We start from the raw sequence: 24,548 nt of genomic DNA, 5'->3' as shown, positions 1-24,548 counted from the left end.
TACAGGTCGGGCCGGTCGGGCCGGTCGGCCCTGACCCGAATAAGCCTAACCCGAATAAAGCGTCAGCACGCCAGCCTCGTCAGGGGCGGAGGCAAGCCGCGCGGCTTCGCTCTTGTGCAATTCGCGTTGCAGCCGGCGGGCCTGATAGGAATGGCGCGCGGTGATGATATTGGCCTGCACCTCGCGCCCCTGAAAAGCGGCGGGCAGGGCAGGCAGATCGTCCATGGCGGCAATCGCCTCCATCGCATCCCTGTCCAGCCATGGCTTGCCCGACGAACGCATCAGGCGAAGATTGGCGGGCTGCCCGTCGACCAGTTCGAAACGGATCTGGACGATGGCATCGGGAATATCGGGCGGCATGTCGGCGCGCGCGCGATGCAGATTGCGGTCCAGCCGCCGCGACGCGGTGGCCGACCATTGCGCGGCATCGGGCGCGGCATCGACCAGAATGGGCGCGCCGTTTTCCTGGCCTGCGTTGGCCGGTTGTGCATTGGCTGGCTGGGCGGCGGCTGGCTGGGTCAGGGCGGCACAGATACTGCCCGCCAGAATGACGGCAAATCTCCTCATCGTTCTGTCCTTTCGGTCATGCAAATCCGCAAAGAACTGCCCCGGCAACCGCGCCCGGATGGTGGCACGGGTGTGACAACGGGGGGGTGTTGCTGCCGGGGCAGTTCCTGCGTGGTGACGGCTTACCCTGCTCTCCTGCTTCCCGGGTTCAGCGCGATCACCGTCCGGTCGGGTCCGCTCGATGCCATGCGCGCTTCCTCCACGGCGATCAGCTCGTCATGCAGGTCGCGAAAAGCATCCTCGTCGCGGGCCGTGATGATATTGGCCTGCACCGTCCGCGTATTATCGGCGGTATAGGGAATGTCGGACATGTTGTTCAGCCGCTCGACCGAACGCACGGCCTGACGGTCCAGCCAGCGGTCGCCCGACTGGCGGTGCACGCGGACATTGACGGGATGGCCGTCCGCAACCTCGAACCGGATCTGGACAAGGCCATTGGGCAGGATTTCACGCGGCGCGGGCCGGATTTTCATCAGTTCCCGATCCAGGTCCTGCGAAACATCCTGCGCCCATTGCGCGGTCAGATTGCCCGCATCGACAAGGATGGGCGGGTTCTTGTCCTGCTTGGCAATGGTCGGCGCCGATCCCAACAGCACAATGGCCGCGGTGGCGGTTGCTAGTAATCTTTTCATCGGTACATCCTCCAGTTGAAAGGAATAACCGGCCGACAGGCAAAATCGCTGGTAACGCGACCCTGATGGAAATGCGATCAAGACGAGTGGTCGGTCGTGAACATATTCTGTTCTGTTCAGTCCCGCGCCGCTTTTCGCGCGGCTTTCCTAAACTGTCAAAGCCAATCCCCGAATCCGTGCTTATATTACGCAAATTCGACATCAATATTGTGCGGCCGCGAAGGATCGCATCGGGCGCGGCGATTTTCTGGCTGCGATGGCGCAGAATGAAATTGTGGCGATCCCGCCCCGATCCGACTCGCTGCCCGACGACGGGGGCGCCCTGACGGCGCCAACGCTACGCTGCCGGTGCTTGACCTTGCGCCGCGCCCGCGTAAGGCAGCGCGCCATGACCGACAACGCGCTCACCCTGTTCAATTCGCTGACCCGCAAGGCAGAGGCGTTCACCCCCGTCCATCCGGGAGAAGCGCGCGTCTATAGCTGCGGGCCGACGGTCTATAACTATCCGCATATCGGCAATATGCGCGCCTATGTCTTTGCCGATATTCTGGGCCGCGTGCTGACGTGGAAGGGATATGAGCTGACCCATGTCATCAATATCACCGATGTGGGCCATCTGACCGACGATGCCGACGCGGGCGAGGACAAGATGGAGAAGATGGCGGCGGCCAGATCGCAAAGCATCTGGGACATCGCCGAGCATTACACGCAGGCCTATTGGGCCGATGTGGCGGCGCTGAACATCCGCCAGCCCGCGCAATGGACGATCGCAACCGATTACATCGAAAAGATGATCGCCTTTGCCGAACGGATCGCGCCCAAACATTGCTACGAACTCGACAGCGGTCTCTATTTCGATGTGTCGACCGTCGCCGATTACGGGCGGCTGGCGCGCGCGGTGACCGAGGACGGGGAAGGCCGGATCGAGGCGGTCGACGGCAAGCGCAATCCGCAGGATTTTGCGATCTGGCGCAAGACGTCTGCGGGCGAGACGCGGCAGATGGAATGGGACAGCCCGTGGGGCAGGGGCGCGCCGGGCTGGCATCTGGAATGCAGCGTGATGAGCGGCGAGGTGCTGGGCTTTCCCTTCGACATCCACACCGGCGGGATCGACCACCGCGAAATCCACCACCCGAACGAAATCGCGCAGAATCAGGCGTTTTGCGAATGCGGCGGGTCCGGTTCGATGAGTTTGGCCGATGCCGCCAATTCCGGCGCGCGCATCTGGATGCACAATAATTTTCTGGTCGAGCGGTCAGGCAAGATGTCGAAGTCGTCCGGTGAATTTCTTCGCCTGCAATTGCTGATCGACAAGGGCTATCACCCGTTGGCCTATCGCATGCTGTGCCTGCAGGCGCATTACCGCAGCGAGCTGGAATTCAGCTGGGACGGGCTGGGCGCGGCACTGGTGCGGTTGAAACGCCTGTTGTCGGCGGCGCGGCCGTTACTGGGCAGCGTGGACGATGGCGCGACGCTGGCGCAGGCGCAGGCGGCAGTGACCCATCCCAAGCTGGTGCCGCTGTTAGAGAAATTCGACGCCGCGTTGGCGGACGACCTGAACACGCCGGTCGCGCTGACCGTATTGGAAGAGGCAGTGGCGGTTAAAAAGGTCGATCAGGCGCAAAAGGGCGCGCTGGTCGGCGCGATGATGTCGGCACTGGGCCTGCCGCTTCCCGATCGTGAGGCGCTGCGCCTGCGCCCCAAGGGCGCGCAGATCGACGAGGAAGAGATCGGGGATATTCTCGCCCGCCGCAAAACCGCCCGCGCCAACAGGGATTTCGCCCTGTCGGACGCGTTGCGCGACGAGCTGGCGGCAAAGGGCGTGGAAGTGATGGACGGCGATCCGCTGGGCTGGGAATGGAAGCTGGCCTGATCGCGCAGGCTGTCGCGGGTCTTAATCCTCCAGCAGCAGCAGTTCGACCTGAACCCGCAGCTTGGGTTCGGGCAGCATTTCATGCTCGACCTTCACGATCTGCGCATCGGCGACAAGCTGGCCGGGGATGCGGAATTCATGGTCGGGAAGCTTTGCCAGCAATTCCTCGCCCGCATCCACCGCGCCGCTGCCCGTAAAACACAGCGACAATGTGTGGCGCGTGCCGGCAAAGGTAATGCTGGCCCATGGCATCTCGCGGTGGATCGTTACCGCGCCCAGACCGCCTGCCAGCGCCAGCACGGCGTCCTCGAGACGTTCGGAAATGCTGCGGCGGATCGGGCGCTGCGCCTTGCGGGGCATGGGATTGTCATGAGTGGGGGCGGGTGTCCGGGTGGGGAAATCAGCGCGCATGGGGCATCTCCAGCTTGTATTTGTTCATGAAATGTTCCGCCCTTATCACCATGCGACGACGCGGTTCGCGGCCATTGCGCAGATCATGCACAAGCCGCGGGTCACGCGCCGCCATCCGTCCGAACTTGCTGGCAGGCATGCCGGTGCTGCGCAGGAATTTCTCGATTTCACGGATAAGCACTTGGAACTCCCTAATTCTCGAATCACCCGTTGGGACCATCGCGGGGTGTAAGGATCAGGTCGCAGGAGAAATCCTACTTGTCTAGGAAAAATCTTTCATGTAGGAATGAGGAATGGTCAATAATCTCGCACTCGATCCGGCCCGCCGAAGGCTGATGGAACTCGCCGACCGGCGGGGTGTCAGCCTGTTATCCCTGTCGAAGCTGATCGGCAGAAATCCCAGCTATTTGCAGCAGTTTATCCGTAAGGGCAGCCCGCGCAAGCTGGAGGAAGTGGACCGCGGCACGCTCGCCCGCTTCTTCGGTGTGGGAGAGGATGAGCTGGGCGCGCCGGAGGCAGAGGATATTTCTCCCGCAATAGCGAAATCATCGGGGAAACTTCCCGCGCCGCGCGCGCAATGGGTCGATGTGCCGCGGCTTGCGCTGGGCGCATCGGCAGGGCCGGGCGCGGTGGCAGAGGAGGATGCGCCCGTCGGCCATCTGCGGTTCGCACAGGGCTGGCTGCGCGAACTGGGGCTGACGCCCGGCGCTCTGTCGGCGCTGACCGTGGCGGGCGATTCGATGGAACCGACCCTGCGCGACGGGGACGAGATACTGGTCGCGCGCGCCGATGCCGATCCGTCAGGCCGTCTGCGCGATGGTATCCATGTCATCCGCCGCGACGGCGTGTTGCAGGTAAAGCGCCTGCAATTCGGGACGGGGCAGGCCGCGGTCATCTCGGACAATCACGCCTATCCGTCGGACATGGCGGTGCCCTTGCGCGATCTGGACGTGCTGGGCCGCGTGGTATGGAAAGGCGGAAAGGTTTAAGCCGCCACCGGCGCGGGCCGCATCCCGCCGTCGAACATCAGCGCCAGTGCCTTGCTGCGTTCGATCACCAGCCATGCGGCATAGGATATCAGCAAGGTCAGCACCATGACCGCAACCGCCTTTACCAGCGGGGGCAGCGGCACATACTGGCCCGCGAAGACCAGCCCGCAGATGACCGGCAGGTGGAACAGATAGATGACGAAGCTGGCCGCGGTAAAACGCTGCACAACCGGAATGGGCCGGTCGAACAGATGCGCAGCGATGCTGATCGACAGCTGGGTCATCAGCATGGCGGCGAATGTCTCAATAAAGCGGAACAGGGCGGGGTGCACCTGTTCCTTGGTCACGATGGCCAGCACCACCGCGATCACGGCCAATACCGCGACCAGATGCGAATAGCGCGTGACCTGCGCCACGGTTTCGCGGCTGCGCTGCAGGAAACAGCCCAGCGCGAACCATGGCGCATAGATGATCGTCTGGTCGACCCGCAGGATTTCCTGAATGATATTGGTGTTGAGGCCCGCGATATAGAATGCCTCTACCGCCAGCGCTTCCCACAGGCCGACGATGGCGGCCAGCACCAGCAGCGCCGCGACCATGTGCCGCCCCGCCAGCCGGTCGATCCGTTCGGGCAGCCGCGCCTTGGCAAAGCCGGTCTTTGCGCGGGCCAGCCAGGCGATCGCGCAGCAGAAATACAGCAGCACGATGATGAACCATAGATGCCGCACCCAATATCCGCCCGATTTCAGCGAATTGCCGATCCAGCTGTCGATGGCGGCCTGCAACGGCAGGTTCGAAATCTCGCAAAACCAGTTCATCACCGGCACCAGCACTATGATCGAGGTGACGAAGGGAATGCCCAGCCGCCGGAAACGCCCCTCCAGCCAGACCGCCGGTTCGCGCCGCGCCAGCAGCATCGCCGCGAAATAGCCTGCGATCAGATAGAATGCGGGCATTCGGAACAGGCTGATGAAGCGGGCCAGTTCGATAAAGCCGGTGACGCCTTCGCCCGATTTCACGATCCACTGCCGCCCGACCATATAAGACAGCGCCACGTGATAGGGGATGCCCAGCAGCATCAGCACGGCGCGCAGGCTGTCCCAGAAATGCTCGCGCTGCGGTTTCGCGCTGGCGGTGCTGTTGGTGTCCATCCTCTCCATCCGCCCTCAATGCCGCGAAACGATACGGGGTCAATCCGAATTCGCGGGCGCGGTTCCCCGTTTCTGCCGCCGCCTGCCCCGTGCCATAGACCCGCTTGCAATCATCCGCGCCTCCGGCCATTCCGGCCGCATGACCGATACAGCCAGCCAGCCCGCCATGCGCGCCGCGATCCTGCCCGTGACCCCGCTTCAGCAGAACTGCTCGCTGATCTGGTGCACGAAAACGATGAAGGGCGCGCTGGTCGATCCCGGCGGCGATCTCGACAGGTTGAAGGCGGGCGTCGCCAAGGCCGGTGTCACGCTGGAAAAGATCCTGGTCACCCACGGCCATCTGGACCATTGCGGCATGGCGGGCGTGTTGGCGAAGGAACTGGACCTGCCAATCGAAGGGCCGGAAGAAGCCGACCGTTTCTGGATCGCGCGGCTGGACGACGATGCGGGCCGCTGGGGCGTAGAGGCGCATACGTTCGAGCCTGACCGCTGGCTGAAGGACGGCGATACCGTCACCGTGGGCGATCTGGTGCTGGATGTCGTCCATTGCCCGGGGCACACGCCCGGCCATGTGGTATTCGTCCATCAGCCCAGCCGTTTCGCATTCGTGGGCGACGTATTGTTCAAGGGCAGCATCGGCCGCACCGATTTCCCGATGAGCGACCACCAGAGCCTGATCGACGCGATCACGCAAAAGCTGTGGCCGCTGGGCGACGACATCACCTTCGTTCCCGGCCATGGCCCGGTCAGCACATTCGGCGCGGAACGACAGACCAATCCTTTCGTTGCCGATATGGCGCTCAAGCAATAGGGTTTCGCCCTCGCAGTCCTAATTTCGGCCGGAAAATCAGACAGTCCGCGCGCAGCTATAACGGGAAGAATTCAGACATATGGCCTTGCTGGTCTTTTACGTTGCACTGGCGCTTTGCGTGTCGTTCCTGTGCTCGCTGCTCGAATCCTCGCTGCTGACGATCACGCCGACGCAGGTGCGCACGGCAGAGGAACAGGGCGCGAAATGGGCGGCCAGGCTCAAGCGGCTGAAGGATGACATCGAACGCCCGCTGGCCGCGATCCTGACACTGAACACAATCGCGCACACCATGGGCGCGGCAGGCGCGGGCGCGCAATATGCCAAGCTGTACGGCAATGGCGGAGAGGCGTTTTTCGCCGCTTTCCTGACGCTGGCCATTCTGGTGGTCACCGAAATCATCCCCAAGACGCTGGGTGCCCGCTATGCCCGCGCGCTGGCGCCGTTTTCGGCGTGGATCCTGCCGATCATGATCACCGCGCTGGGCCCGCTGGTCTGGGCATCGCGCAAGCTGACCGGTTTCATCACCATGGGGCGCGCCGCCGACAGTCCGCAGCACCGCGACGAATTGCTCGCGGTCGCCAGCCTTGGTCAGGCATCGGGCCAGATCGACAGCAGCGAGGCGCGGTTCATGAAGAACATGCTCCAGCTTCACGCGCTCAAGGCTTCGGATGTGATGACACCGCGCACGGTGGTGTTCACGCTGGCGCAGGATGTGCCGCTGGCCGATTTCGCTGCCCGCATCCGCGAGGCGCCCTATACCCGCGTGCCCGTTTATCGCGACAATGCCGATAATATCACCGGCTTCGTGATCAAGCACGAGGTGCTGTCCAGCCTGCTGAACGGGGACAGCGAGGGCGACGGGGTGAACCCGCTGATCCGTCCGCTGCCCCATGTGCTGGACGAAACGACGGTCGACCGCCTGTTCCGCCGCATGATTTCCGAACACCACCATATCATGGCGGTGGTTGACGAATATGGCACCTTCCTTGGCCTTGTGACGCTGGAGGATGTGCTGGAAACCATCTTCGGCTTCGAAATCGTGGACGAGCTGGACGAGGTTCCCGACCTGCAGGAATACGCCCGCGAATTGTCGCGCCGCCGCGTCGCGGGCGCGGCGCGCCCTTCGGCCGGTGACGGCCTGGACGGCGGGGTCTGACGCGGGGAAACACATCCTCCATTTCCGCCCGGCAGGGGAATCTTAACCCTGATCGCGGACCATGCCCGTCGATCCGTCGCCTGGAAACCCCGCGGGCGGCTGCGAGAGGAGGGGTATGATGTTCGGTTGGTTCAAAAAGAAGATGGCGCCCGAAGGCCCCGTCGATTTCGCTCTCGATATGGAAATCGCGCGTCCGGCAGCGGATATCTACCGCCTGCTCGACTGGTCCGACGACATGAACGCCAAGCGGGCCGAGGGGCAGCAGGTTCTGGCCGGCGCCGGCATCGGCCAATGGCGTCTGATCATGCAGGGGATGGAGGATGTGACCTTCCACCTCAATGTCACGCAGGAAGAGCGTGATCGCCTCTATGGCTACACGTGTCAGGCCGACCCGATGATCGGGCGGCTGGTCTCCTCGCACGAAGTGTTCCGGATCGAACCTTTGCCGGACGGCACCAGCAAGGTCTATCTGCATGTCACCGCCCAATTCATCGATGGCATGACGGAAAAAGAATTCGCCCGCGAAACCGCCTTGATGTCGCTGGGCTGCCACAGCAGCCTTGCGCGCCTCAAAATCCACGCCGAACACGGCCCCGACGCCGCCCGCGACGCACAGATCGTGGCGATGGATTAAGCGGGCGCGGGGCAGCCTATTCGTCTTCGCCCTTTGTTGCGCCCCGTTCCTTGCTTTCGCGCTTCAGCGGGCGGGAAACGGGGCATACCTCTTGCAGAAAGCCGTTGAGCGTATTGGCCAGATTGTCCTGTGCCAGCCGATAGTGAACGAATTGTCCGCGCTTTTCGCGCTCCACCAGACCGGCCGTTTCCAACACGCCCAGATGTTGTGAAACGGCGGGCTTCGAAATATCGAAACGAGCCGCGATTTCTCCTGCCGTCAGTTCCGAATGGCTAAGCAGGGCCAGAATCTTGCGCCTTACGACGGATGACAGGGCTTCGAAAACGCGTTGCATGGATGCTTATATAAGCAATTGCCTAAATGCTTTCCAGTCCCTATTAAATAAGTATTCGCTTAATTACCTAATCACTCTTCGTTTCGTGGAAGCAGGGGGCAGGGCCGATGGATGAACATTGCGAGGTTAACTGGCTGGTCGATACCGAACAGGCGAATGCACGGCAGGGAACGGTCCGCTGGGATCCGGTTCACAGCCTTTGGAACGGCGGCCATCTTGCCGTCGCCCTCGCTATCGCTCCCTTTGTGGCCAGCCCCGGTGCGGTGCTGACCGGCATTGCCCTCACCGGCCTGTTCCTCCTTCTGGGGCACTCGGTCGGGTTTCATCGTTTGCTGATCCATCAAAGCTTTCGCGTATCGCGCCCATTGTTTCGCTTTCTGATCTGGTCGGGCACGGTCGCGGGGATGAGCGGGCCCTTCTGGATCATGCGGACCCACGATCTGCGTGACTGGGCCCAGCGACAGGCCGGATGCCATGACTATCTTGCCCATCGCAGATCGATGCCCGTCGATGCGTGGTGGCAAATCCATTGCACGCTCAGGCTCGACCATCCGCCGCGTTTCGATCCGCGCAATTTGGGCAGGGACCGGTTTCTGCACTTTCTGGAAAAGACCTGGATGGCGCAGCAATTGCCGCTGGCCGCGCTGTTGTACGCGATCGGCGGGTGGGGCTTTGTCGTGTGGGGGATAAGCGTACGGATCGCGCTGACCGTACACGGACACTGGTTCGTCGGCCATCTGGCGCACCGCCGCGGTCCGCAAAGCTGGCTGGTCAAAGGGGCGGGGGTGCAGGCGCATGACGTGCCATGGGCCGCGATTCCTACCATGGGCGAGGCGTGGCATAACAACCATCACGCGTTTCCCGGTTCGGCCCGCATCGGGCTCTACCCCGGGCAAAGCGATTGGGGCTATGCCTTTATCCGCCTGCTCGAACGCACGGGCCTTGCGACCGATGTGCGAACGCCCGATATGATGATCGCGCGGCAGGCGCTGCTTGGCCCTGCGCGGGCAGGTGATCAGCGGCGATTGCGTCACCACCCTTGCTTTTCGCGCCAGAATCGGTAATGGGCGCGCCTTCGCCGCAAACTTGCGTCTTGCTGCCGGCGGGCCTTGCTGTCCGCCGCCGCTTGGCCTAGTGCGGCCCGCAAATATTGATCGTTTTTTTAAGCAGGTGCCGAAATGGCTGTTCCGAAGAGAAAAGTATCCCCGCATCGCCGTGGCAATCGCCGTGCGCATGATGCGCTCAAGCCCGCAGCGTTCCACGAATGCTCGAACTGTGGCGAGCTGAAGCGCCCGCACAATCTGTGCGACGCTTGCGGCCACTATAACGGTCGCGAAGTCGTCTCGGTCGGCTTGTAAAAGACCGACCGGCCGGAGAGTAGGATGAGTCTGCCGCGTATCGCTATCGACGCGATGGGCGGCGACGAGGGCGTGCGCGTGATGATCGAAGGCGCGGCGCTGGCCCGTCGCCGTCACGATCGCTTCAAATTCCTGCTTGTCGGCGACGAGGCGCGGATCAAGGCCGCGCTCGACAATCATCCGAATATGCGCGGCGCGTCGGAGATTCTCCACGCGCCCGAAATCGTGTCCGGCGAGGAAAAGCCGACGCAGGCCCTGCGCCGTGCGCGCAAGACATCGATGGGCATGGCGATCGATGCGGTGAAAAAGGGGGAGGCCGGCGCCGCCGTCTCTTCCGGCAATACCGGCGCGCTGATGGCCATGGCCAAGCTGTCGCTGCGCACCATGCCGGGGATCGACCGGCCCGCGCTCGCCGCGCTGATGCCGACCTTGGGCGAGACCGATATGGTCATGCTCGACCTTGGTGCGAACACCGAATGCGATGCCCGCAACCTGGTGCAGTTCGCGGTGATGGGCGCTGCCTATTCGCGCATTGCCACCGGCCTTGCCGAACCGCGCGTCCGCCTGCTGAATATCGGCACCGAAGAGACCAAGGGCACCGGCGCGCTGCGCGATGCGTCCGAAATGCTGCGCGAGGCGCAGGAACAGCTCGCCTTCAGCTTCGGCGGCTTTACCGAAGCGGACAAGATCAATCGCGGCGAAACCGATGTGGTCGTCACCGACGGGTTTTCGGGCAATATCGCGCTGAAAGCCGTGGAAGGCGCGGCGCGTTTCGTGACCGACCTGCTGAAAGAGGCGTTCCAGTCCTCGCTCCGTTCCAAGATCGGCTTCCTCGTCTCGCGCCCCGCGACCGAATTGCTGAAGCATCATCTCGATCCCAATAACCATAATGGCGCGGTGTTCCTTGGCCTTAACGGCGTGGTGGTCAAAAGCCACGGCAGCGCCAATGCCAAGGGCGTCGCCAATGCGGTTGCGTTGACGGCGCGATTGCTGGAAGAAGATTTGATCGAGCGTATTACGGCCGACCTTGCGGAAAGCGGGCTGGCTGCCAACGGGCGGACGCGGCGCACCCCCAGCGCCGCGAAAACTCCCGCCGCAGGAGAGGCATGAACAATTCCACTGGTATGATCCGGCGTAGCTGCGTCGTGGGTTCGGGCTCGGCCCTGCCGAAACGGCGCGTCACGAACGAGGAACTGGCCAAGACCGTCGATACCAGCGACGAATGGATCAGGGAACGCACCGGCATCGCCGCCCGCCATATCGTGGGCGAGGGTGAAACCACCGCGACCCTTGCCGCCGAAGCCGCGCAAAGGGCGCTGAAGGCCGCGGGGCTGACGGCTGCCGATATCTCGCTGATCGTGCTGGCGACCGCCACGCCCGACCAGACCTTTCCCTCCACCGCCAGCAAGGTGCAGAAGCTGATCGGTGCGGGCAATGCCTATGCGTTCGATGTCGCGGCGGTGTGTTCGGGCTTTCTCTATGCCATCGCCACGGCCGACGCCCTGTTGAAAGTACCTGCCGGTGCCGCCCCGAACGGCGTGCATCGCGCGCTGGTGATCGGGTCGGAAACCTTCAGCCGCATCCTCGACTGGGAAGATCGCGGCACCTGCGTCCTGTTCGGCGACGGCGCGGGCGCGATGGTGCTGGAGGCGCGCGACTTCCCCGCCGACCAGGCCGACAGCGCGCCGGGCATCATCGCCAGCCGCCTGCACACCGATGGCGAGCATAACGAACTGCTCTATGTCGATGGCGGCCCGTCGACCACCGGCACCGTGGGCAAGCTGCGGATGAAGGGGCGCGAGGTGTTCCGCCACGCCGTCACCAATCTGGCCGATGTCCTGCGCGAAGTGATGGACGAGGCCGGCGTCACCGGCGACCGGCTGGACTGGGTGGTGCCGCATCAGGCCAATGCCCGCATTCTGGATGCCACGGCGAAGAAGCTGAACCTGCCGCCCGAGAAAGTCGTCAAGACGGTGCAGGACCATGCCAATACCTCTGCCGCCAGCGTGCCGCTGGCCTATGATGTCGCGGTCAGGGACGGACGAATCCAGCCCGGCCAGCTGGTCATGCTGGAAGCGATGGGCGGCGGATTCACATGGGGCGCCTGCCTGATCCGAAGCTGACAAAAATCAGCGCGCGGTTCGATTCGCACCCTCTGGCAGGCCGAATTGTACTAGGATTAGCCAGATTGATGCCCCAACTACCCGAAAAACCCGCCTAAACCGGCATTTTGGTCCCGTTTTCATTTGGAACGCTGCGGCTGGTGTGAAATAGTTACCAGCATCGCTCGGGTCGCCTGCAACCGAGGGGAACAGGGGAATGTTGGATATGCGATCAGTCGGAACGCTGACCCGTGCCGATCTTGCCGATGTCATTCATCGTAAGGTGGGCCTCAGCCGCGCCGAATCACTGGACATGGTGGAAAGCATTCTGGGTCATATGTGTGACGCCATGTCGGATGGCGAGAATGTGAAGATTTCCGGATTCGGCACGTTTCTGCTGCGCGACAAGGGCGAACGGATCGGCCGCAACCCCAAGACGGGGATCGAGGTGCCGATCACGCCGCGCCGCGTGATGACTTTCCGTGCCAGCAAGATGCTGAAGGACAAGGTGAGCGGGCTTTAGGGCCAGCGGGCTTTGAACGGAGAATGACGTGAGCGGAGCGGGCGACCTCTTCGACGACAACAAGGACAATGCCGCCTTCCGCACGATCGGAGAGGTGGCGAATGCGCTGGGCATCAAGCCCCATGTGCTGCGCTATTGGGAAGAACAGTTCCCGATGCTGAAGCCGGTGAAACGCAGCGGCCAGCGCCGCTACTACCGGCCCGAGGATGTGGCCCTGCTGCAAACCATCGACCGCCTGCTGAACCGCGAAGGGTTCACGATCAAGGGCGCGGTGCGTGCACTAAGAAGCGGTCAGGCGGGAGAGGATGCCACACCGGTTGGTGCTGCCGCGGTTGAGGCCAAAACCGGCAATGCGCCGAATGCCGAACTGGCAGCGAAACTGCGCGCCATTCGCGGCAGACTGGCGGAGGCGCTGGTTTAGGGCGGGGCGGAGTTGCTGCGGGTTGGCGTGGATGGCAGCTAACTTTGAATTCGATACGAGAGCGGCCTTTTTGGAACCGACCGTTTGCGGATAATCTTCATTGGTCCTAGTCTTGGCGCAATAGAAATGGCTCGTGGGAGTGTGATGGTGATCAGGAAGCTGACTTCCCAAGCGCTGGATGGCTTCTTTGCAGCTTTCACGGGCTATGTTCTATGGAATTGGGTGCGGGCTCCTCAAAGCTTAGATGTGCAAGAGGCGATTTATGTCGCCTTGGCGGTATCTGTTGGCGTCGTTCTGGGAAGTTTGTGGCGAACAAAGACAAGCGCATCGTCTGACACGGAGTTCGCTGACCGCGCCAATTAGATCACGCTTCGCGAGCGAAGGCTTTAGTGCGCTTCCCACCCCGTTCCAGTTATTAGCGCGTAGAAACCGAGCACCGGAAAACAACCCCGGCCACGGCAAAGCCGCGGCTGTCACGTCGAACGACACGCTGCGGGACTATAGTCCCTCGCGGTCGCCGGCCGGGTTGCCGCCTCTGGCGACACAGGCCTCCGCTTGCTTCGCAATGCTCGGCCAGAAATCGCGGGCGGCTGCCTTTACCTTGCAAATTCCGGCCCCAGCGCGGGGTCCAGATCGCGGGGGCGGATCATGCTGATCAGACGCCCTTTCGCACTGCGCAATTCGCTCCAGTCCGCGATGTCGAGTTCGATGAGCGCGAAGGCGCCGGTCGGGAATTTCTCTTCGACGATGGCGCGCAATTCGTCCGACGGGTCGGCGGGCACCAGTTGCAGCACCAGCTCTTCCAGCCCCGGATTATGCGCGACCAGCAGCAGGTTGTCGGCCCCCGCGCCATGTTCGACCGCGCCGTCGATCAGCTGTTCGGGATCGGCCAGATAGAGCTGCTTGTCATTCACGCGGTCCACCGGCGCATGGCGGCCCATGGCATCCAGCGCGATGTCGATGGTTTCCTGCGCCCGCGCCGCGGCAGAGGCGATCACGCGGTCGAACGGCGGCTGCACCTTGGCCAATGCGCGGCCCATGGTTTCGGCTGCGCGGCGCCCCTTGGGATTGAGCCCGCGGTCGTAATCGCGGCCCGATGGCTGATGCGCCTCCGACTTGGCGTGGCGCAGCAGGCCCAGACGTTTTGTGCCCCGTGTCACAGGCGCGTCACCGCCATCTGAGAGCGCAGCATCGCTCAACCTTTCCGCTCCTCTTCGTTTTCCGCCGGTTGCGCAGAGGAAACAGATTTCTGCAACCTTTGTAAAGCGTCATCGAGCGTCAGGCGGTGAACCGGTGTCCCTTGGGGAAAGGCCGACAGCAGGCGCGACGGGAAGGCGGGCGACAGCACGACAAAGCGGCCCCTGTCCTCCTTGCTGCGGATCAGCCGGCCGAACGCCTGCGCGATCCGCGCGCGTACGATGGCGTCGTCATAGGCCTGCCGGTTGGCATCGAATTGCTGCATATGCGCGGCGCGGCGGGCGCGGTGCAGGATCGACGGCTTGGCCCACGGAACCTGCTCCATCACCACCAGCCGCAGCGAATCGCCCGGCACGTCCACCCCGTCGCGCAATGCATCGGTGCCCAGCAGGGACGCGCGCGGATCGTCGCGGAAGATATCGACCAAAGTGCCCGTGTCGATCGGGTCGACATGCTGCGCGTACAGCGGCAGCCCGCCGCGCGCCAGCCGGTCGGCAATGCGCGCATGCACCGCGCGCAGCCGCCGGATCGCGGTGAACAGGCCCAGCACGCCGCCGCCCGATGCCTCGATCAGCCTTCCATAGGCAGCCGCCAGCGCGCCGATATCGCCGCGCGGCACATCGGTCACGATCAGCACTTCGGCCTGCGATGCGTAATCGAACGGGCTCGCTGCCTCGGCCAGCTTTGGGGAAAGGCCCAGATGCCCCGCGCCCGACCGCGCCACGGCCCGCGCCCAGTCGGGATCGCGGCCCCCTTCACCGTCCGACGGGGCAGAGCGGTCGCATAATGTCGCGCTGGTCTGCATCACCCCGTGCGCGGGTTCCAGAACGGTCGCGGCAAAGGGCTTCATCGGGTCCAGCCAGTGGCGGTGCAGGCCGATATCGAACTCGCGCGCCTCGGCCCGGTCCACCGCCAGCCAGTCGACGAAATCGAGATCGGCGGGGCCGCCCATGCGCGCCAGCAACGCTTCCCACGCGGCCAGCGTATCGGTCCGCCACGACAGCGCATGGCGCGCGCCCTCGATCCGCTGGCGGGTCTGCCCGTCCATCCAGTCGGGCGCATCCTCTCCGCTGGCGATCAGCGCATCCAGCCGTGCCGTCAGCCTCAGCAGCGGCTGGCGCAGGCGGGCCAGCGCCTCGCGCGCGTCGGCGGCGGCTTCCAGAAACGGGCCGTCCAGATCGGCGGCCTCGGTCTCGATCCCGTAACCTGCCTCTCCGCTGCCGCTTTCGTCGCGCGAATGGGTCAGGCGGCGGACATGGGCCAGCAGGGTTTCGACCGCGCCCAGCGGCTCCCCTTCGGCAATGCGGGCCAGCCAGCCGTCGGCGGGCAGCATCATGGCGGCATCGCGCGCATCGGAAATCGCCTTGCCCGCCATATCGTCATAGCTGGCGACATCGGCCAGCCGCGCCGAAAGGCCGCGCCGCCGCCCGCTGCGCGCCTGACCCGCTTTCGTTTCGGGCCCCAGCACCCAGCGGCGCATCTCGATCGCCTCGCTTCCCGACAATTGCGCGGCAAAGGTCGAATCGGCGGCATCGAACAGATGATGCCCCTCGTCGAATACGATGCGGGCAGGGCGGGCGTTCGGCCCTTCCTCGCGATGTTGGGCGCGGGCGGCGTGAACCATGACCAGCGCGTGATTGGCGATGACCAGATCGGCATGGGCGGAATCGCGCGCGGCACGTTCGATGAAGCAGCGCTTGAAATGCGGGCATCCGGCATAGACGCATTCGCCGCGCCGGTCGGTCAGCGCGGCAAGGCCCCGTTTGCGGAACAGCGTGGGCAGCCAGCCGGGCAGATCCCCGCCGACCATGTCGCCATCCTCGGTAAAGGCGGCCCAGCGCGCCACCAGCTGCGCGAAAATCGCGGGCCTGCCGGTAAAGCCGCCGCCTTGCAGCGCGTCTTCCAGATTGAGGAGGCACAGATAATTGTCGCGACCCTTGCGCACCACGACGGCAGGGGTTTCGCGCGCAGCCTCGTCAGCCGGCCACGCGCGGCGGCTCTCGCGCCGCAACTGCCGTTGCAGCGCCTTGGTAAAGGTCGATACCCAGACCGTCCCGCCCGATTGCTGCGACCATAGCGAGGCGGGCGCGAGATAGCCCAGCGTCTTGCCGACACCGGTGCCTGCCTCTGCCAGCAGCATATTGGGCTGGCCCCTTTCGCGGCGCGGTTCGAACACATGGGCGGCGGCACGGGCGTAATCGCGCTGCCCCTCGCGCCGTTCGGACCCGTGACCCGTCAGATCGTCGAGCCGTTCCGACACCGCTTCGGGATCGAGCAGCGTATGCGCGGGCTGGGGGCGGGGCGGGCGTTCTTCCCATTCCGGAAGCTTGGAAAAGACCCAGCGTTCGGCCCGTTCGGGGCGTCTGACATGCGGCAACAGCAATTGCGCCCATGGCCAGCGATGCCGGACCAGCGATTGCAGCACGCTCCACGCGCCTTCGCGTTCGGCCCATCCGTCGCTCTCGCAATGCGCGAACAGCGCAGCGGCGGCGCGGGCCAGCAACAGCGGGACATCGGCCTCCCGCTCCGCTTCCGGCAGGTTCAGCGCATGGGCAAGACCGCGCGGCGTGGGCACCATGAAGCGCGCGGGATGGACGAAGGCGAACAGTTCCAGCAGGTCCAGCCCCGACAGTTCTGGATAGCCAAGGCGGCTGGCCACCAGCGGCGCGTTCAGCATCAGCAGCGGGGTTTCCGCCGCGGCCATGATCGCCTCTCCGCGCGAAAAGCTGCGCGTGTCCCCGCCGGTCATCAGCCAGCAGCCCGAATGGCTGGCATGCAGCGCGGGCAGGTTCAGGGCAGGAACAGGAGACATGCTTTCGGGCATCGACCCGAAGATAGGAATTGCGGCACGGAAAGGGAACGGCGCGAAGGGCGCTATTCCCCGTTCAGATCGGGGTGCGGCGAATGGCCTTAAGCAGCGCGCGCGTCCAGCGGTGCATCCTCCACGCGGCAGCAATCGCAGCCATCGGCGCTCAGCGTGACCAGCGCGGTCAGCTGCGCGTCGATATGCTCGCCATGTTTGGGCTCCAGCGTGCGGCGGACCAGCCGCGACACGACCGAGGGAGCGTCCTTGCCATCACCGTCGCGCTTGTGGACGAAGCCCGACACATGCATCCACTGGTGCATCAGATGGGCGGCGTAATTCACGCGGTCATCCGCCGCCATGCAGCGCGCCAGAAACCAGCGTGCGCTGAAAATCGGCAGCGTGCCGATGCGCGTCGCGCCGATCACCCCCTTGCCGTCGGCATCGTCGGGCAGATCGGCGATCTCTACCGACAGGTTCAGCGCGTGATCGCCGCAATGGCCGGATTCGCGGCCATGCACGATGCGGTCCCATACGCCTTCGCCGTCCAGTTCGCGGATATTGCCGTGGCGGCCCTGCCAGCTGGCGCTGGAATAATCGGCCTGACGGACCGACCCGCCGAAACCGGGGGCCTGAACCGCTTCGCGCAGCAGCGCGACGGACTGGCGGATGAAGGCAAGCTCGGCGTCGGTCGCGCCGGCGGTGTCGTGCAGGATTACCGATACGGTCATAATGGCTCCAACGCAGGCCATGAAAAAAGTTTCCGACAAAGCGCACGGGACGCATCTGTCAGCTTCATGACCCTAATATGATGGAGCGAATATCGGCTTAACGGCGAATTCGGGAAATGTTCATAATCGCTTTGTTCGGTATTCGGACACCTATCGCGCCGCCGCGTTTCAGCACCAATTGCCCTTGTAACCTTGCCAGCGTTCGGCCAGCCCCTCGTCAACCAGAATATCGCCAAGGCTTTGCCCGCCGCGCGTTACCCGCCGCAGCAGGCGGCCATAGCGGTCGGCTTCCTCATCGCCCTTTTCCAGAGAGAACGGCCCGTCGTTCATCAATTCGGTCAGCCGCGCGGTCGCCTGCAGGCCAAGCCGGTATTCGCGGTCGCACTGGGGCGATGATGTTTCGGGCGTATTGATGTCGAGGATGCGGATCTTGTCGCCTCCAAACCAGATCGTATCGCCATCGACCACGCAATTGATGCGCTGCGGCCCGTCGCAGCTGGTGAAATGGGCGCGCAGCACATCGTCGGGCGCGGCCACCGGCGCGGCCGGCGTCCGTTCGCCGCCATCGCCAAAGGGCAGGCCATAGCGCAGCGTGACGCCGAACCCGATCAGGAAGACGGCGAGGACGAGGATGATGAAACTGGTGGTGCGCATATCGGAATGGGAACTGCCTGTTGGGTTCAGGGGCCTGCGACGACGATACCGCCTTCGCAGCGGTTTGCCCCCATATGTCTTTTTATGGACCGGCTTTCCCGGCATGGCCCTTGAAGCCGCTTTGGTCACTGGCTTTGATTTGGAAGGGGCTGCGGGCTCCTGAAAGGGAATCACATTCCCCCGCCTGTCACGCAGCGGCACGGCGCGAAAGGGTTTGCGAAAACTCATGAACAGGCACGTTACGCCGCGAGTATCAACACGCGGTTACCCGCCGCCCTTTCGCGCAATTCGGCCAGCGACCAGCGCCGTTTCGCGGCCTCTTCCGCGCAATGCGGGCCGACGGGGCGCAGCGATCCCAGCCAGGAATGCGCCAGCCAGCCCAGCTTTTCCGCTTTGGTCGTATGGGCGCGGTGGTCCCATGCATGGGTGCCCGCCGCCTCGACCTTGCGGGCGATGCCGCCATAGATGCCGGTTGCGGCCAGCACGGCCCAGCGATGGCGAAACCGCAAACGCGCCGCGCCGATGCGGGCCGAAGCCTCGTGCGCGCGGGCAATCTCGCACGCGCGGTGGACCAGCTCGACCAGCTGGGCGCGATACATCGGCTTCATATGCTGGCCGGGCGGGATATCGACATCGACCAGCCATTCGACCGGCAGGTAACAGCGCCCCGCCGCGTCATCCTCCCACACGTCGCGCACGATATTGGCCAGCTGGAACGCAAGCCCCAGATCGCAGGCCCGCTCCAGCGTATCCTCGTCTTGCGGGGAAACGCCCATGACCAGCGCCATCATCACGCCGACCGCGCCCGCGACGTGATAGCAATATTCCATCATGTCGCCCTCGCTGCGCGGGCGCCAGTCCGCCGCGTCGAGCACGAAGCCCGCGATCACATCGTCGCAATGCGCCTGCGTGATGCCGCATTCGCGCGCCACCAGACCCAGCCCGTCGAACGCGGGATCGCCCGTCGCCTCTCCGGCCAGCGCCTGCGCGGTGCGGGTGCGGAGCAGCGCGACCCGCTCCTTCGCACCTTCCTGTTCGCCCAGAGCGCCGCCCATATCCTGCGCGTCGGCCAGATCGTCGCAGGCGCGACACCATGCATAAAGCAGCCACACCTTCTCGCGCGTTTCGCGGTCGAACAGGCGGCTGGCGGCGGAAAAGCTTTTCGAACCTTTGCCGATCGCGCGCTGCGCATGGGCGACCAGTTCGGGGCGGGACAGCATCTCGGCCATGCGGCTCAGCGCCTTGCCAGATCGGACAGCATCAGCCGCGCCGTTGCCCGCGCGCTGCCGACCACGCCCGGAATCCCCGCGCCCGGATGCGTGCCCGCGCCGGTGAAATAGAGATTGGTAATCTCGTCATCGCGGTTGTGGGTGCGGAAAAAAGCGCTTTGCGTCAGGATCGGTTCAAGGCTGAACGCGCTGCCCAGATGGGCGTTGAGGTCATGGGTGAAATCGAACGGCGTATAATGGAACTTCGTCACGATCCGGTCGTGCAGATCGGGCATCAGCCTTTTCGCGACCTCGTCCAATACGCGCTTTTCAAGGGCGGGGCCTGCCGTGTTCCAGTCCACCGGCAGCTTGCCGCGATGGGCGACGGGGACCAGCGCATAGAAGGTCGAATGCCCCTCGGGCGCCATGCCGCTGTCGGTGGCGCTGGGATGGTGGAGATAGACCGAGAAATCGCGCGGCAGCACGCCATGGTCGTAAATATCTTCCAGCAGCCCCTTATACCGCGGGCCGAACAGGATCATGTGGTGCGGAATATCGGGAAAGGTCCCCTTCACGCCGAAATGCACCACGAACAGGCTGGGCGAAAACCGCTTTTTCGCCAGCTTCGCCGCGACCTGCGGGCCGCGCCGGTTGCCGGTCAGCAAATCGCGGTAGGAATGCATCACATCGGCATTGCTGGCCACCGCGTCGAAATTTTCGCGCCACCCGCTGGCGCAGGTGATGCCCGTCGCGCGATTGCCCGCCGTTTCGATCGCGGTCACCGGATCGCCCAGCCGCACCGTGCCGCCCAGCCGCTCGAAATGCCTGACCATGCCCGCGATCAGCCGGTTGGTGCCCCCCTTGGCCCACCACACGCCGCCATCCTTTTCCAGCTTGTGGATCAGCGCATAGATCGAACTGGTCGCCATCGGATTGCCGCCCACCAGCAACGTATGAAAGCTTAACGCCTCGCGCAGTTTTTCGTCCGACACAAAGCTGGAAACGATGGAATAGACCGACCGCCACGCCTGATATTTCATCAGCGCGGGCGCGGCCTTCAGCATGGATTTGAAATCGAGGAAGGGCACATGGCCCAGCTTCACATAGCCTTCGCGCCAGACGCCTTCGGAATATTGGAGGAATTCCTCGTACCCCGCCAGATCGTCGGGATTGAGCTTCGCGATTTCGCGCGCCAGTTTCGCATTGTCGTTCGAATAATCGAAATTGGTCCCGTCGTCCCAGTTCAGGCGGTAGAACGGCATCACGGGGACCAGCTCGACATCCTCGTCCATCTCGTGATCGGTCAGCCGCCACAGCGCGCGAAGGCAATCGGGATCGGTGATGACGGTGGGGCCCGCGTCGAAGGTGAAACCTTCACGCTCCCAGAAATAGGCGCGCCCGCCGGGCTTGTCGCGCCCTTCGATCAGCGTGGTGGCAATGCCCGATGCCTGCAAACGTATGGCAAGGGCAAGCCCGCCGAAACCGGCGCCGATCACGGCGGCGCGCTTGGGTTTCGGCTTTGTTTCGGAATTCATCGATCCACCTTAAGCGAAGAGGGGGCGCCAATACCGGCCAGCACCAGCGCGGCTTTCGTTAAAGGAACAGGCGGCTTGCCCGCAAGCACCCGCGCCATATCGGCGGTCGTGCTGCCCCCTGCATAGAAACGTTCGATCAACCCTTCGTTCAGGCGATAGAACCGCTGCAATACGCGGTAACGCCGGTCGGGTTCCGCCGCGCCGAACAACATGGCCGCCAGCATGCGGTAAAACCGCCCGCGCTGCCAGTGCGCCTTGGCATATTGGTGCGACGCGCCCGCGATGGCGGGGCCGTCCAGATGCGGCAGGGCGGCAATATGATGCGCAAACCGCACCGCATCGGGCAGGGAATAGCTGGTCAGCGGCTGGAACAGGCCCGCGCGCACGCCTGCCAGCGCCACGCCGCGCGGCACGCCGCGCCACAGCGCCGCGAAATCGCCGCCCGTCACCACCGGCAGCACGCCCGTCTCTTCGCGCGAAATGCGCGCGATGCGCCAGCCCTGCGCACCGGCATGGTCGGCAATGCGCTGCGCAAGCGTGTCGCGGTCCAGCGCGGGCGCATCGGCGTAATAGGTATCCTCGACGAACAGCGACTTTTCCGCGAACGGCAGCACATAGACGAAGCGGTACCCGTCATGCTGCGGCACGCTGGCATCCATCACGACCGGACGGGTCAGCCCGTGCGGCGCTTCCAGTTCCAGCATCTGTCCCGCGAATTTCTGCCACCCGCCCTTCAGCGCGCGCAATTGCGCAGGCCCGATCCCGCGCGCGTCGATCACCGCGCGGGCCGCGATCCGCTCACCGCTGTCCAGCACCACGCCATGCCCGTCCAGCGCGGTCACCTTTGTGCCCGTCATCACCGCATCGGCAGGCAGCGCATCGGCCACCGCCCGCGCCAGATTGTCCGACGTCACCGACCGATAGGCGGTCGGCAGGCTGCGGCGATATTCGGGGAACGCCACATCATAGCCGCCGTCCCAGCGCGCCGCGACCAGCGGTTCGACCAGATCGCGGCTGGCAGGGGCGATATCGCTGGCGAAGAACGACCACAGATGATGCCCGCCGATGGCCGGCCCGCCCTCTATCAGTGCGACCGACACATTGGGCCGCCTTGCCCGCAGGGCCAGCGCGATCAGCGCGCCCGAAAGCCCGCCGCCCGCAATGGCAATATCGAATATCCGTGCACCCATCGCCCCGTGCTTAGAGGCAGAACGGGCCGCCAGCCATAGCGACGTGGCCGATACGGGCGAAATGCCATCGCCCGTCCGTACAGCGCCGCGCGCGCCCCCCTTTACGACCATGCGATCCGCGCCTAGTATCGCGGCTCACCCCGGGGAGCCTGCTTTGGCTGAGAGGTGGGCGTAGCGGCCTGCGACCCGTTGAACCTGAACCCGTTAGCACGGGCGGAGGGAAGGGCAGTCAGGCGGGCCGTTCAAGAACCGCACTCTCCTTCCATCCTTTGAAGAACAAGGGCCATGTGCCCGATGGAAGTGGAAGAAAGGCTCCCCAATGGCGGACATCAACAGCAAGCTTGAGATTGGCGTCACCACCGGCCCCATCCGCGGATCGCGCAAGGTGCATGTCGCCGCGAAATCGGGCAGCGGCGTGCGCGTCGCGATGCGGGAGATCGCGCTGGAGGGGGACGAGCCTTCGGTCCGCGTTTACGACACCAGCGGCCCCTATACCGACAGCAATGCGGTGATCGACATTCAGGCGGGCCTGCCCCAGCTGCGCCGCGACTGGATCATGGCGCGCGGCGATGTCGAGGAATATGACGCCCGCATGGTCAAGCCGGAAGACAACGGCCAGCTTGGCCCCGACCGCAGCGGCGGCGTCCCCGCATTCCCCAATGTCGTGAAACGCCCCCTGCGCGCGAAACCCGGCATGAACGTCAGCCAGATGCACTATGCCAGGCGCGGCATCATCACCCCCGAAATGGAATATGTGGCCGAGCGCGAAAACCTTGGCCGCGACTTCATCCGCCGCGAGATCGAAGGCAATTCGTGGGGCGCGTCGATCCCCGAATATGTCACCCCCGAATTCGTGCGCGACGAGGTCGCCCGCGGCCGCGCCATCATCCCGTCGAACATCAACCACCCCGAAACCGAACCGATGGCCATCGGGCGCAACTTCCTCGTCAAGATCAACGCCAATATCGGCAACTCCGCCGTGGCGTCGGACGTGGCGAGCGAAGTCGACAAGATGGTCTGGTCGATCCGCTGGGGCGCGGACACGGTGATGGACCTGTCCACGGGCCGCAATATCCACGACACGCGCGAATGGATCATCCGCAACTCGCCCGTGCCGATCGGCACCGTGCCCATCTATCAGGCGCTGGAAAAGGTCGGCGGCATTGCCGAGGAGCTGACGTGGGAAGTCTTCCGCGACACGCTGATCGAACAGGCCGAGCAGGGCGTCGACTATTTCACCATCCACGCGGGCGTGCGCCTGCCCTATGTGCCGCTCGCCGCCAAACGCGTCACCGGCATCGTGTCGCGCGGCGGTTCGATCATGGCGAAATGGTGCCTTGCGCACCACAAGGAGAGCTTCCTTTACGAGAATTTCGACGAGATCACCGAGATCTGCAAAGCCTATGACATCGCCTATTCGCTGGGCGACGGCCTGCGCCCCGGTTCCATCGCCGACGCCAATGACGAGGCGCAGTTCGCCGAACTCTACACGCTGGGCGAGCTGACCAAGCGCGCGTGGGAGCAGGACGTTCAGGTCATGATCGAGGGCCCCGGCCACGTGCCGATGCACAAGATCAAGGAGAACATGGACAAGCAGCTCGAAGCCTGCGGCGAAGCGCCTTTCTACACGCTCGGGCCCCTCGTCACCGATATCGCGCCGGGTTACGACCACATCACCAGCGGCATCGGCGCGGCGCAGATCGGCTGGTACGGCACGGCGATGCTTTGCTATGTCACGCCCAAGGAACACCTTGGCCTGCCCGACCGCGACGATGTGAAGGTCGGCGTGGTCACCTACAAGCTGGCCGCCCACGCGGCGGACCTTGCCAAGGGCCATCCGGCGGCACAGGTGCGCGACGATGCGCTGTCAAAAGCACGCTTCGAATTCCGCTGGCGCGACCAGTTCAACCTCTCGCTCGATCCCGACACGGCAGAGCAATACCACGACCAGACGCTCCCCGCCGAAGGCGCGAAGACCGCGCATTTCTGCTCGATGTGCGGGCCGAAGTTCTGCTCGATGAAGATCAGCCAGGAAGTGCGCGAGTTTGCCGCCAAGCAGAACCAGCCCAGCGACCAGTTCCTCGCCGCCGATGCGTCTGTCGAAGACGCGGAGAAGGGGATGGAAGAGATGAGCCGCGTGTTCAAGGAAACCGGCTCGGAGCTTTATATGGGGCAGGGTGATCGGGAGCGGGATTGAGAATTTGCGGACTATGCGATTCCACGGTATCAGGATTGAAATCGCATTTGTTCCCACTATGTTCTTATCGA

The 24,548-nt window shown here is 64.2% G+C and carries 25 protein-coding genes and 1 riboswitch; of the genes, 12 read left to right on the top strand and 13 right to left on the bottom strand.

Translation table 11 applies throughout. The features are described from left to right. Positions 1–45 precede the first annotated feature (45 nt). Positions 46–567 (bottom strand): energy transducer TonB, encoded by a 522-nt coding sequence (locus tag LOZ74_RS14440; protein WP_230291740.1) that lies wholly within the window; start codon positions 565–567, stop codon positions 46–48. 122 nt (positions 568–689) lie between these two features. Next, entirely contained in the window at positions 690–1,199 is a 510-nt protein-coding gene (locus tag LOZ74_RS14435) for an energy transducer TonB (protein WP_230291739.1), read from the bottom strand. A 388-nt stretch (positions 1,200–1,587) separates the two neighbouring features. On the opposite strand from LOZ74_RS14435, the gene cysS reads away from it, so the two are divergent. Next, positions 1,588–3,072: a cysteine--tRNA ligase gene (gene cysS / locus LOZ74_RS14430; protein ID WP_230291738.1), complete on the top strand. Its 1,485-nt coding sequence runs from the start codon at positions 1,588–1,590 to the stop codon at positions 3,070–3,072. Positions 3,073–3,093: 21 nt separating this feature from the next. Here cysS and LOZ74_RS14425 read toward each other — a convergent pair whose 3' ends face one another. Both LOZ74_RS14425 and LOZ74_RS14420 read right to left on the bottom strand, forming a co-directional pair. Beyond that, positions 3,094–3,483, bottom strand: a complete 390-nt coding sequence (locus tag LOZ74_RS14425) for a hypothetical protein (protein ID WP_230291737.1) — start codon at positions 3,481–3,483, stop codon at positions 3,094–3,096. After that, a complete protein-coding gene (locus LOZ74_RS14420) occupies positions 3,473–3,664 on the bottom strand; it encodes a hypothetical protein (protein ID WP_230291736.1) in 192 nt (63 codons plus the stop codon). Before LOZ74_RS14420 ends, LOZ74_RS14425 begins: the two co-directional genes overlap by 11 nt. Positions 3,665–3,776: 112 nt before the next feature. Here LOZ74_RS14420 and LOZ74_RS14415 point away from each other — a divergent pair, with 112 nt between their 5' ends. Further along, the gene (locus tag LOZ74_RS14415) at positions 3,777–4,472 is read left to right on the top strand and encodes a LexA family transcriptional regulator (RefSeq protein WP_230291735.1); all 696 of its coding nucleotides are present in this window, start codon (positions 3,777–3,779) and stop codon (positions 4,470–4,472) included. Here LOZ74_RS14415 and LOZ74_RS14410 read toward each other — a convergent pair. After that, positions 4,469–5,623, bottom strand: a complete 1,155-nt coding sequence (locus tag LOZ74_RS14410) for an acyltransferase family protein (RefSeq protein WP_230291734.1) — start codon at positions 5,621–5,623, stop codon at positions 4,469–4,471. The genes LOZ74_RS14415 and LOZ74_RS14410 overlap by 4 nt on opposite strands. 166 nt (positions 5,624–5,789) lie before the next feature. Here LOZ74_RS14410 and LOZ74_RS14405 point away from each other — a divergent pair, with 166 nt between their 5' ends. The 3 genes from LOZ74_RS14405 (at position 5,790) to LOZ74_RS14395 (ending at position 8,224) form a co-directional block, all read left to right on the top strand. After that, complete coding sequence (locus tag LOZ74_RS14405) at positions 5,790–6,434, top strand: MBL fold metallo-hydrolase (protein ID WP_230293907.1); 645 nt, start codon at positions 5,790–5,792, stop codon at positions 6,432–6,434. A 79-nt stretch (positions 6,435–6,513) separates the two neighbouring features. Further along, positions 6,514–7,590 carry a CNNM domain-containing protein gene (locus LOZ74_RS14400; RefSeq protein WP_230291733.1) on the top strand — a complete coding sequence of 359 codons (1,077 nt, stop codon included), beginning with the start codon at positions 6,514–6,516 and terminating at the stop codon, positions 7,588–7,590. Between the two features lie 115 nt (positions 7,591–7,705). Next, positions 7,706–8,224, top strand: coding sequence for an SRPBCC domain-containing protein (locus LOZ74_RS14395; RefSeq protein ID WP_230291732.1), 519 nt, complete (start codon positions 7,706–7,708; stop codon positions 8,222–8,224). A gap of 16 nt (positions 8,225–8,240) precedes the next feature. Here the strand turns inward: LOZ74_RS14395 and LOZ74_RS14390 are convergent, their stop codons facing one another. Beyond that, complete coding sequence (locus tag LOZ74_RS14390) at positions 8,241–8,558, bottom strand: metalloregulator ArsR/SmtB family transcription factor (protein WP_230291731.1); 318 nt, start codon at positions 8,556–8,558, stop codon at positions 8,241–8,243. A 107-nt stretch (positions 8,559–8,665) separates the two neighbouring features. Between LOZ74_RS14390 and LOZ74_RS14385 the strand changes: the two genes are divergently transcribed. From LOZ74_RS14385 to LOZ74_RS14360, 6 genes are all read left to right on the top strand, one after another. Beyond that, the gene (locus tag LOZ74_RS14385; RefSeq protein WP_230291730.1) at positions 8,666–9,622 is read left to right on the top strand and encodes an acyl-CoA desaturase; all 957 of its coding nucleotides are present in this window, start codon (positions 8,666–8,668) and stop codon (positions 9,620–9,622) included. Between the two features lie 114 nt (positions 9,623–9,736). After that, positions 9,737–9,916: a 50S ribosomal protein L32 gene (gene rpmF, locus LOZ74_RS14380; protein WP_230280173.1), complete on the top strand. Its 180-nt coding sequence runs from the start codon at positions 9,737–9,739 to the stop codon at positions 9,914–9,916. A gap of 24 nt (positions 9,917–9,940) precedes the next feature. Then, positions 9,941–11,026, top strand: coding sequence for a phosphate acyltransferase PlsX (gene plsX / locus LOZ74_RS14375; RefSeq protein WP_230291729.1), 1,086 nt, complete (start codon positions 9,941–9,943; stop codon positions 11,024–11,026). Positions 11,027–11,040: 14 nt separating this feature from the next. Next, the gene (locus LOZ74_RS14370) at positions 11,041–12,039 is read left to right on the top strand and encodes a beta-ketoacyl-ACP synthase III (RefSeq protein ID WP_230293906.1); all 999 of its coding nucleotides are present in this window, start codon (positions 11,041–11,043) and stop codon (positions 12,037–12,039) included. A gap of 205 nt (positions 12,040–12,244) precedes the next feature. After that, positions 12,245–12,541 carry an integration host factor subunit alpha gene (locus tag LOZ74_RS14365; protein WP_230280175.1) on the top strand — a complete coding sequence of 99 codons (297 nt, stop codon included), beginning with the start codon at positions 12,245–12,247 and terminating at the stop codon, positions 12,539–12,541. A 28-nt stretch (positions 12,542–12,569) separates the two neighbouring features. Then, complete coding sequence (locus LOZ74_RS14360; RefSeq protein WP_230291728.1) at positions 12,570–12,962, top strand: MerR family transcriptional regulator; 393 nt, start codon at positions 12,570–12,572, stop codon at positions 12,960–12,962. A 596-nt stretch (positions 12,963–13,558) separates the two neighbouring features. Here LOZ74_RS14360 and LOZ74_RS14355 read toward each other — a convergent pair. The 7 genes from LOZ74_RS14355 to crtY form a co-directional block, all read right to left on the bottom strand. Further along, a complete protein-coding gene (locus LOZ74_RS14355; RefSeq protein ID WP_230291727.1) occupies positions 13,559–14,161 on the bottom strand; it encodes a histidine phosphatase family protein in 603 nt (200 codons plus the stop codon). Then, positions 14,158–16,971, bottom strand: a complete 2,814-nt coding sequence (locus LOZ74_RS14350) for an ATP-dependent DNA helicase (protein WP_230291726.1) — start codon at positions 16,969–16,971, stop codon at positions 14,158–14,160. Before LOZ74_RS14350 ends, LOZ74_RS14355 begins: the two co-directional genes overlap by 4 nt. 98 nt (positions 16,972–17,069) lie before the next feature. Continuing rightward, a complete protein-coding gene (locus LOZ74_RS14345) occupies positions 17,070–17,693 on the bottom strand; it encodes a hypothetical protein (RefSeq protein WP_230291725.1) in 624 nt (207 codons plus the stop codon). A 168-nt stretch (positions 17,694–17,861) separates the two neighbouring features. Beyond that, positions 17,862–18,347, bottom strand: coding sequence for a thermonuclease family protein (locus LOZ74_RS14340; RefSeq protein ID WP_230291724.1), 486 nt, complete (start codon positions 18,345–18,347; stop codon positions 17,862–17,864). 239 nt (positions 18,348–18,586) lie between these two features. Next, positions 18,587–19,576, bottom strand: coding sequence for a phytoene/squalene synthase family protein (locus tag LOZ74_RS14335; protein WP_230291723.1), 990 nt, complete (start codon positions 19,574–19,576; stop codon positions 18,587–18,589). A 5-nt stretch (positions 19,577–19,581) separates the two neighbouring features. Beyond that, on the bottom strand, positions 19,582–21,090 hold the full coding sequence (locus LOZ74_RS14330; protein ID WP_230291722.1) for a phytoene desaturase: 1,509 nt from the start codon (positions 21,088–21,090) through the stop codon (positions 19,582–19,584). Further along, the gene (crtY, locus tag LOZ74_RS14325; RefSeq protein ID WP_230291721.1) at positions 21,087–22,391 is read right to left on the bottom strand and encodes a lycopene beta-cyclase CrtY; all 1,305 of its coding nucleotides are present in this window, start codon (positions 22,389–22,391) and stop codon (positions 21,087–21,089) included. The genes LOZ74_RS14330 and crtY overlap by 4 nt, the downstream gene beginning before the upstream one ends. A gap of 20 nt (positions 22,392–22,411) precedes the next feature. Continuing rightward, positions 22,412–22,520, top strand: a riboswitch (TPP riboswitch). A gap of 79 nt (positions 22,521–22,599) precedes the next feature. Between crtY and thiC the strand changes: the two genes are divergently transcribed. After that, complete coding sequence (thiC, locus tag LOZ74_RS14320) at positions 22,600–24,477, top strand: phosphomethylpyrimidine synthase ThiC (protein WP_230291720.1); 1,878 nt, start codon at positions 22,600–22,602, stop codon at positions 24,475–24,477. Positions 24,478–24,548: the final 71 nt, after the last annotated feature.

Origin of the sequence: Croceicoccus sp. Ery5, from assembly GCF_020985325.1 — a bacterium.
In the GTDB taxonomy this organism is placed as follows: Bacteria; Pseudomonadota; Alphaproteobacteria; order Sphingomonadales; family Sphingomonadaceae; genus Croceicoccus.
Note: the sequence above shows the minus strand (reverse complement) of the source record. Positions and strands in the feature narration are given on the sequence as shown.

Excerpts from the sequence above, each read along its gene's own strand:
- LOZ74_RS14440 (WP_230291740.1), bottom strand. The coding sequence starts at position 567 with ATGAGGAGATTTGCCGTCATTCTGGCGGGCAGTATCTGTGCCGCCCTG.
- LOZ74_RS14435 (WP_230291739.1), bottom strand. The coding sequence starts at position 1,199 with ATGAAAAGATTACTAGCAACCGCCACCGCGGCCATTGTGCTGTTGGGA.
- cysS (WP_230291738.1), top strand. The coding sequence starts at position 1,588 with ATGACCGACAACGCGCTCACCCTGTTCAATTCGCTGACCCGCAAGGCA.
- LOZ74_RS14425 (WP_230291737.1), bottom strand. The coding sequence starts at position 3,483 with ATGCGCGCTGATTTCCCCACCCGGACACCCGCCCCCACTCATGACAAT.
- LOZ74_RS14415 (WP_230291735.1), top strand. The coding sequence starts at position 3,777 with ATGGTCAATAATCTCGCACTCGATCCGGCCCGCCGAAGGCTGATGGAA.
- LOZ74_RS14410 (WP_230291734.1), bottom strand. The coding sequence starts at position 5,623 with ATGGACACCAACAGCACCGCCAGCGCGAAACCGCAGCGCGAGCATTTC.
- LOZ74_RS14405 (WP_230293907.1), top strand. The coding sequence starts at position 5,790 with ATGCGCGCCGCGATCCTGCCCGTGACCCCGCTTCAGCAGAACTGCTCG.
- LOZ74_RS14400 (WP_230291733.1), top strand. The coding sequence starts at position 6,514 with ATGGCCTTGCTGGTCTTTTACGTTGCACTGGCGCTTTGCGTGTCGTTC.
- LOZ74_RS14395 (WP_230291732.1), top strand. The coding sequence starts at position 7,706 with ATGATGTTCGGTTGGTTCAAAAAGAAGATGGCGCCCGAAGGCCCCGTC.
- LOZ74_RS14390 (WP_230291731.1), bottom strand. The coding sequence starts at position 8,558 with ATGCAACGCGTTTTCGAAGCCCTGTCATCCGTCGTAAGGCGCAAGATT.
- LOZ74_RS14385 (WP_230291730.1), top strand. The coding sequence starts at position 8,666 with ATGGATGAACATTGCGAGGTTAACTGGCTGGTCGATACCGAACAGGCG.
- rpmF (WP_230280173.1), top strand. The coding sequence starts at position 9,737 with ATGGCTGTTCCGAAGAGAAAAGTATCCCCGCATCGCCGTGGCAATCGC.
- plsX (WP_230291729.1), top strand. The coding sequence starts at position 9,941 with ATGAGTCTGCCGCGTATCGCTATCGACGCGATGGGCGGCGACGAGGGC.
- LOZ74_RS14370 (WP_230293906.1), top strand. The coding sequence starts at position 11,041 with ATGATCCGGCGTAGCTGCGTCGTGGGTTCGGGCTCGGCCCTGCCGAAA.
- LOZ74_RS14365 (WP_230280175.1), top strand. The coding sequence starts at position 12,245 with ATGCGATCAGTCGGAACGCTGACCCGTGCCGATCTTGCCGATGTCATT.
- LOZ74_RS14350 (WP_230291726.1), bottom strand. The coding sequence starts at position 16,971 with ATGTCTCCTGTTCCTGCCCTGAACCTGCCCGCGCTGCATGCCAGCCAT.
- LOZ74_RS14345 (WP_230291725.1), bottom strand. The coding sequence starts at position 17,693 with ATGACCGTATCGGTAATCCTGCACGACACCGCCGGCGCGACCGACGCC.
- LOZ74_RS14340 (WP_230291724.1), bottom strand. The coding sequence starts at position 18,347 with ATGCGCACCACCAGTTTCATCATCCTCGTCCTCGCCGTCTTCCTGATC.
- LOZ74_RS14335 (WP_230291723.1), bottom strand. The coding sequence starts at position 19,576 with ATGGCCGAGATGCTGTCCCGCCCCGAACTGGTCGCCCATGCGCAGCGC.
- LOZ74_RS14330 (WP_230291722.1), bottom strand. The coding sequence starts at position 21,090 with ATGAATTCCGAAACAAAGCCGAAACCCAAGCGCGCCGCCGTGATCGGC.
- crtY (WP_230291721.1), bottom strand. The coding sequence starts at position 22,391 with ATGGTCGTAAAGGGGGGCGCGCGCGGCGCTGTACGGACGGGCGATGGC.
- thiC (WP_230291720.1), top strand. The coding sequence starts at position 22,600 with ATGGCGGACATCAACAGCAAGCTTGAGATTGGCGTCACCACCGGCCCC.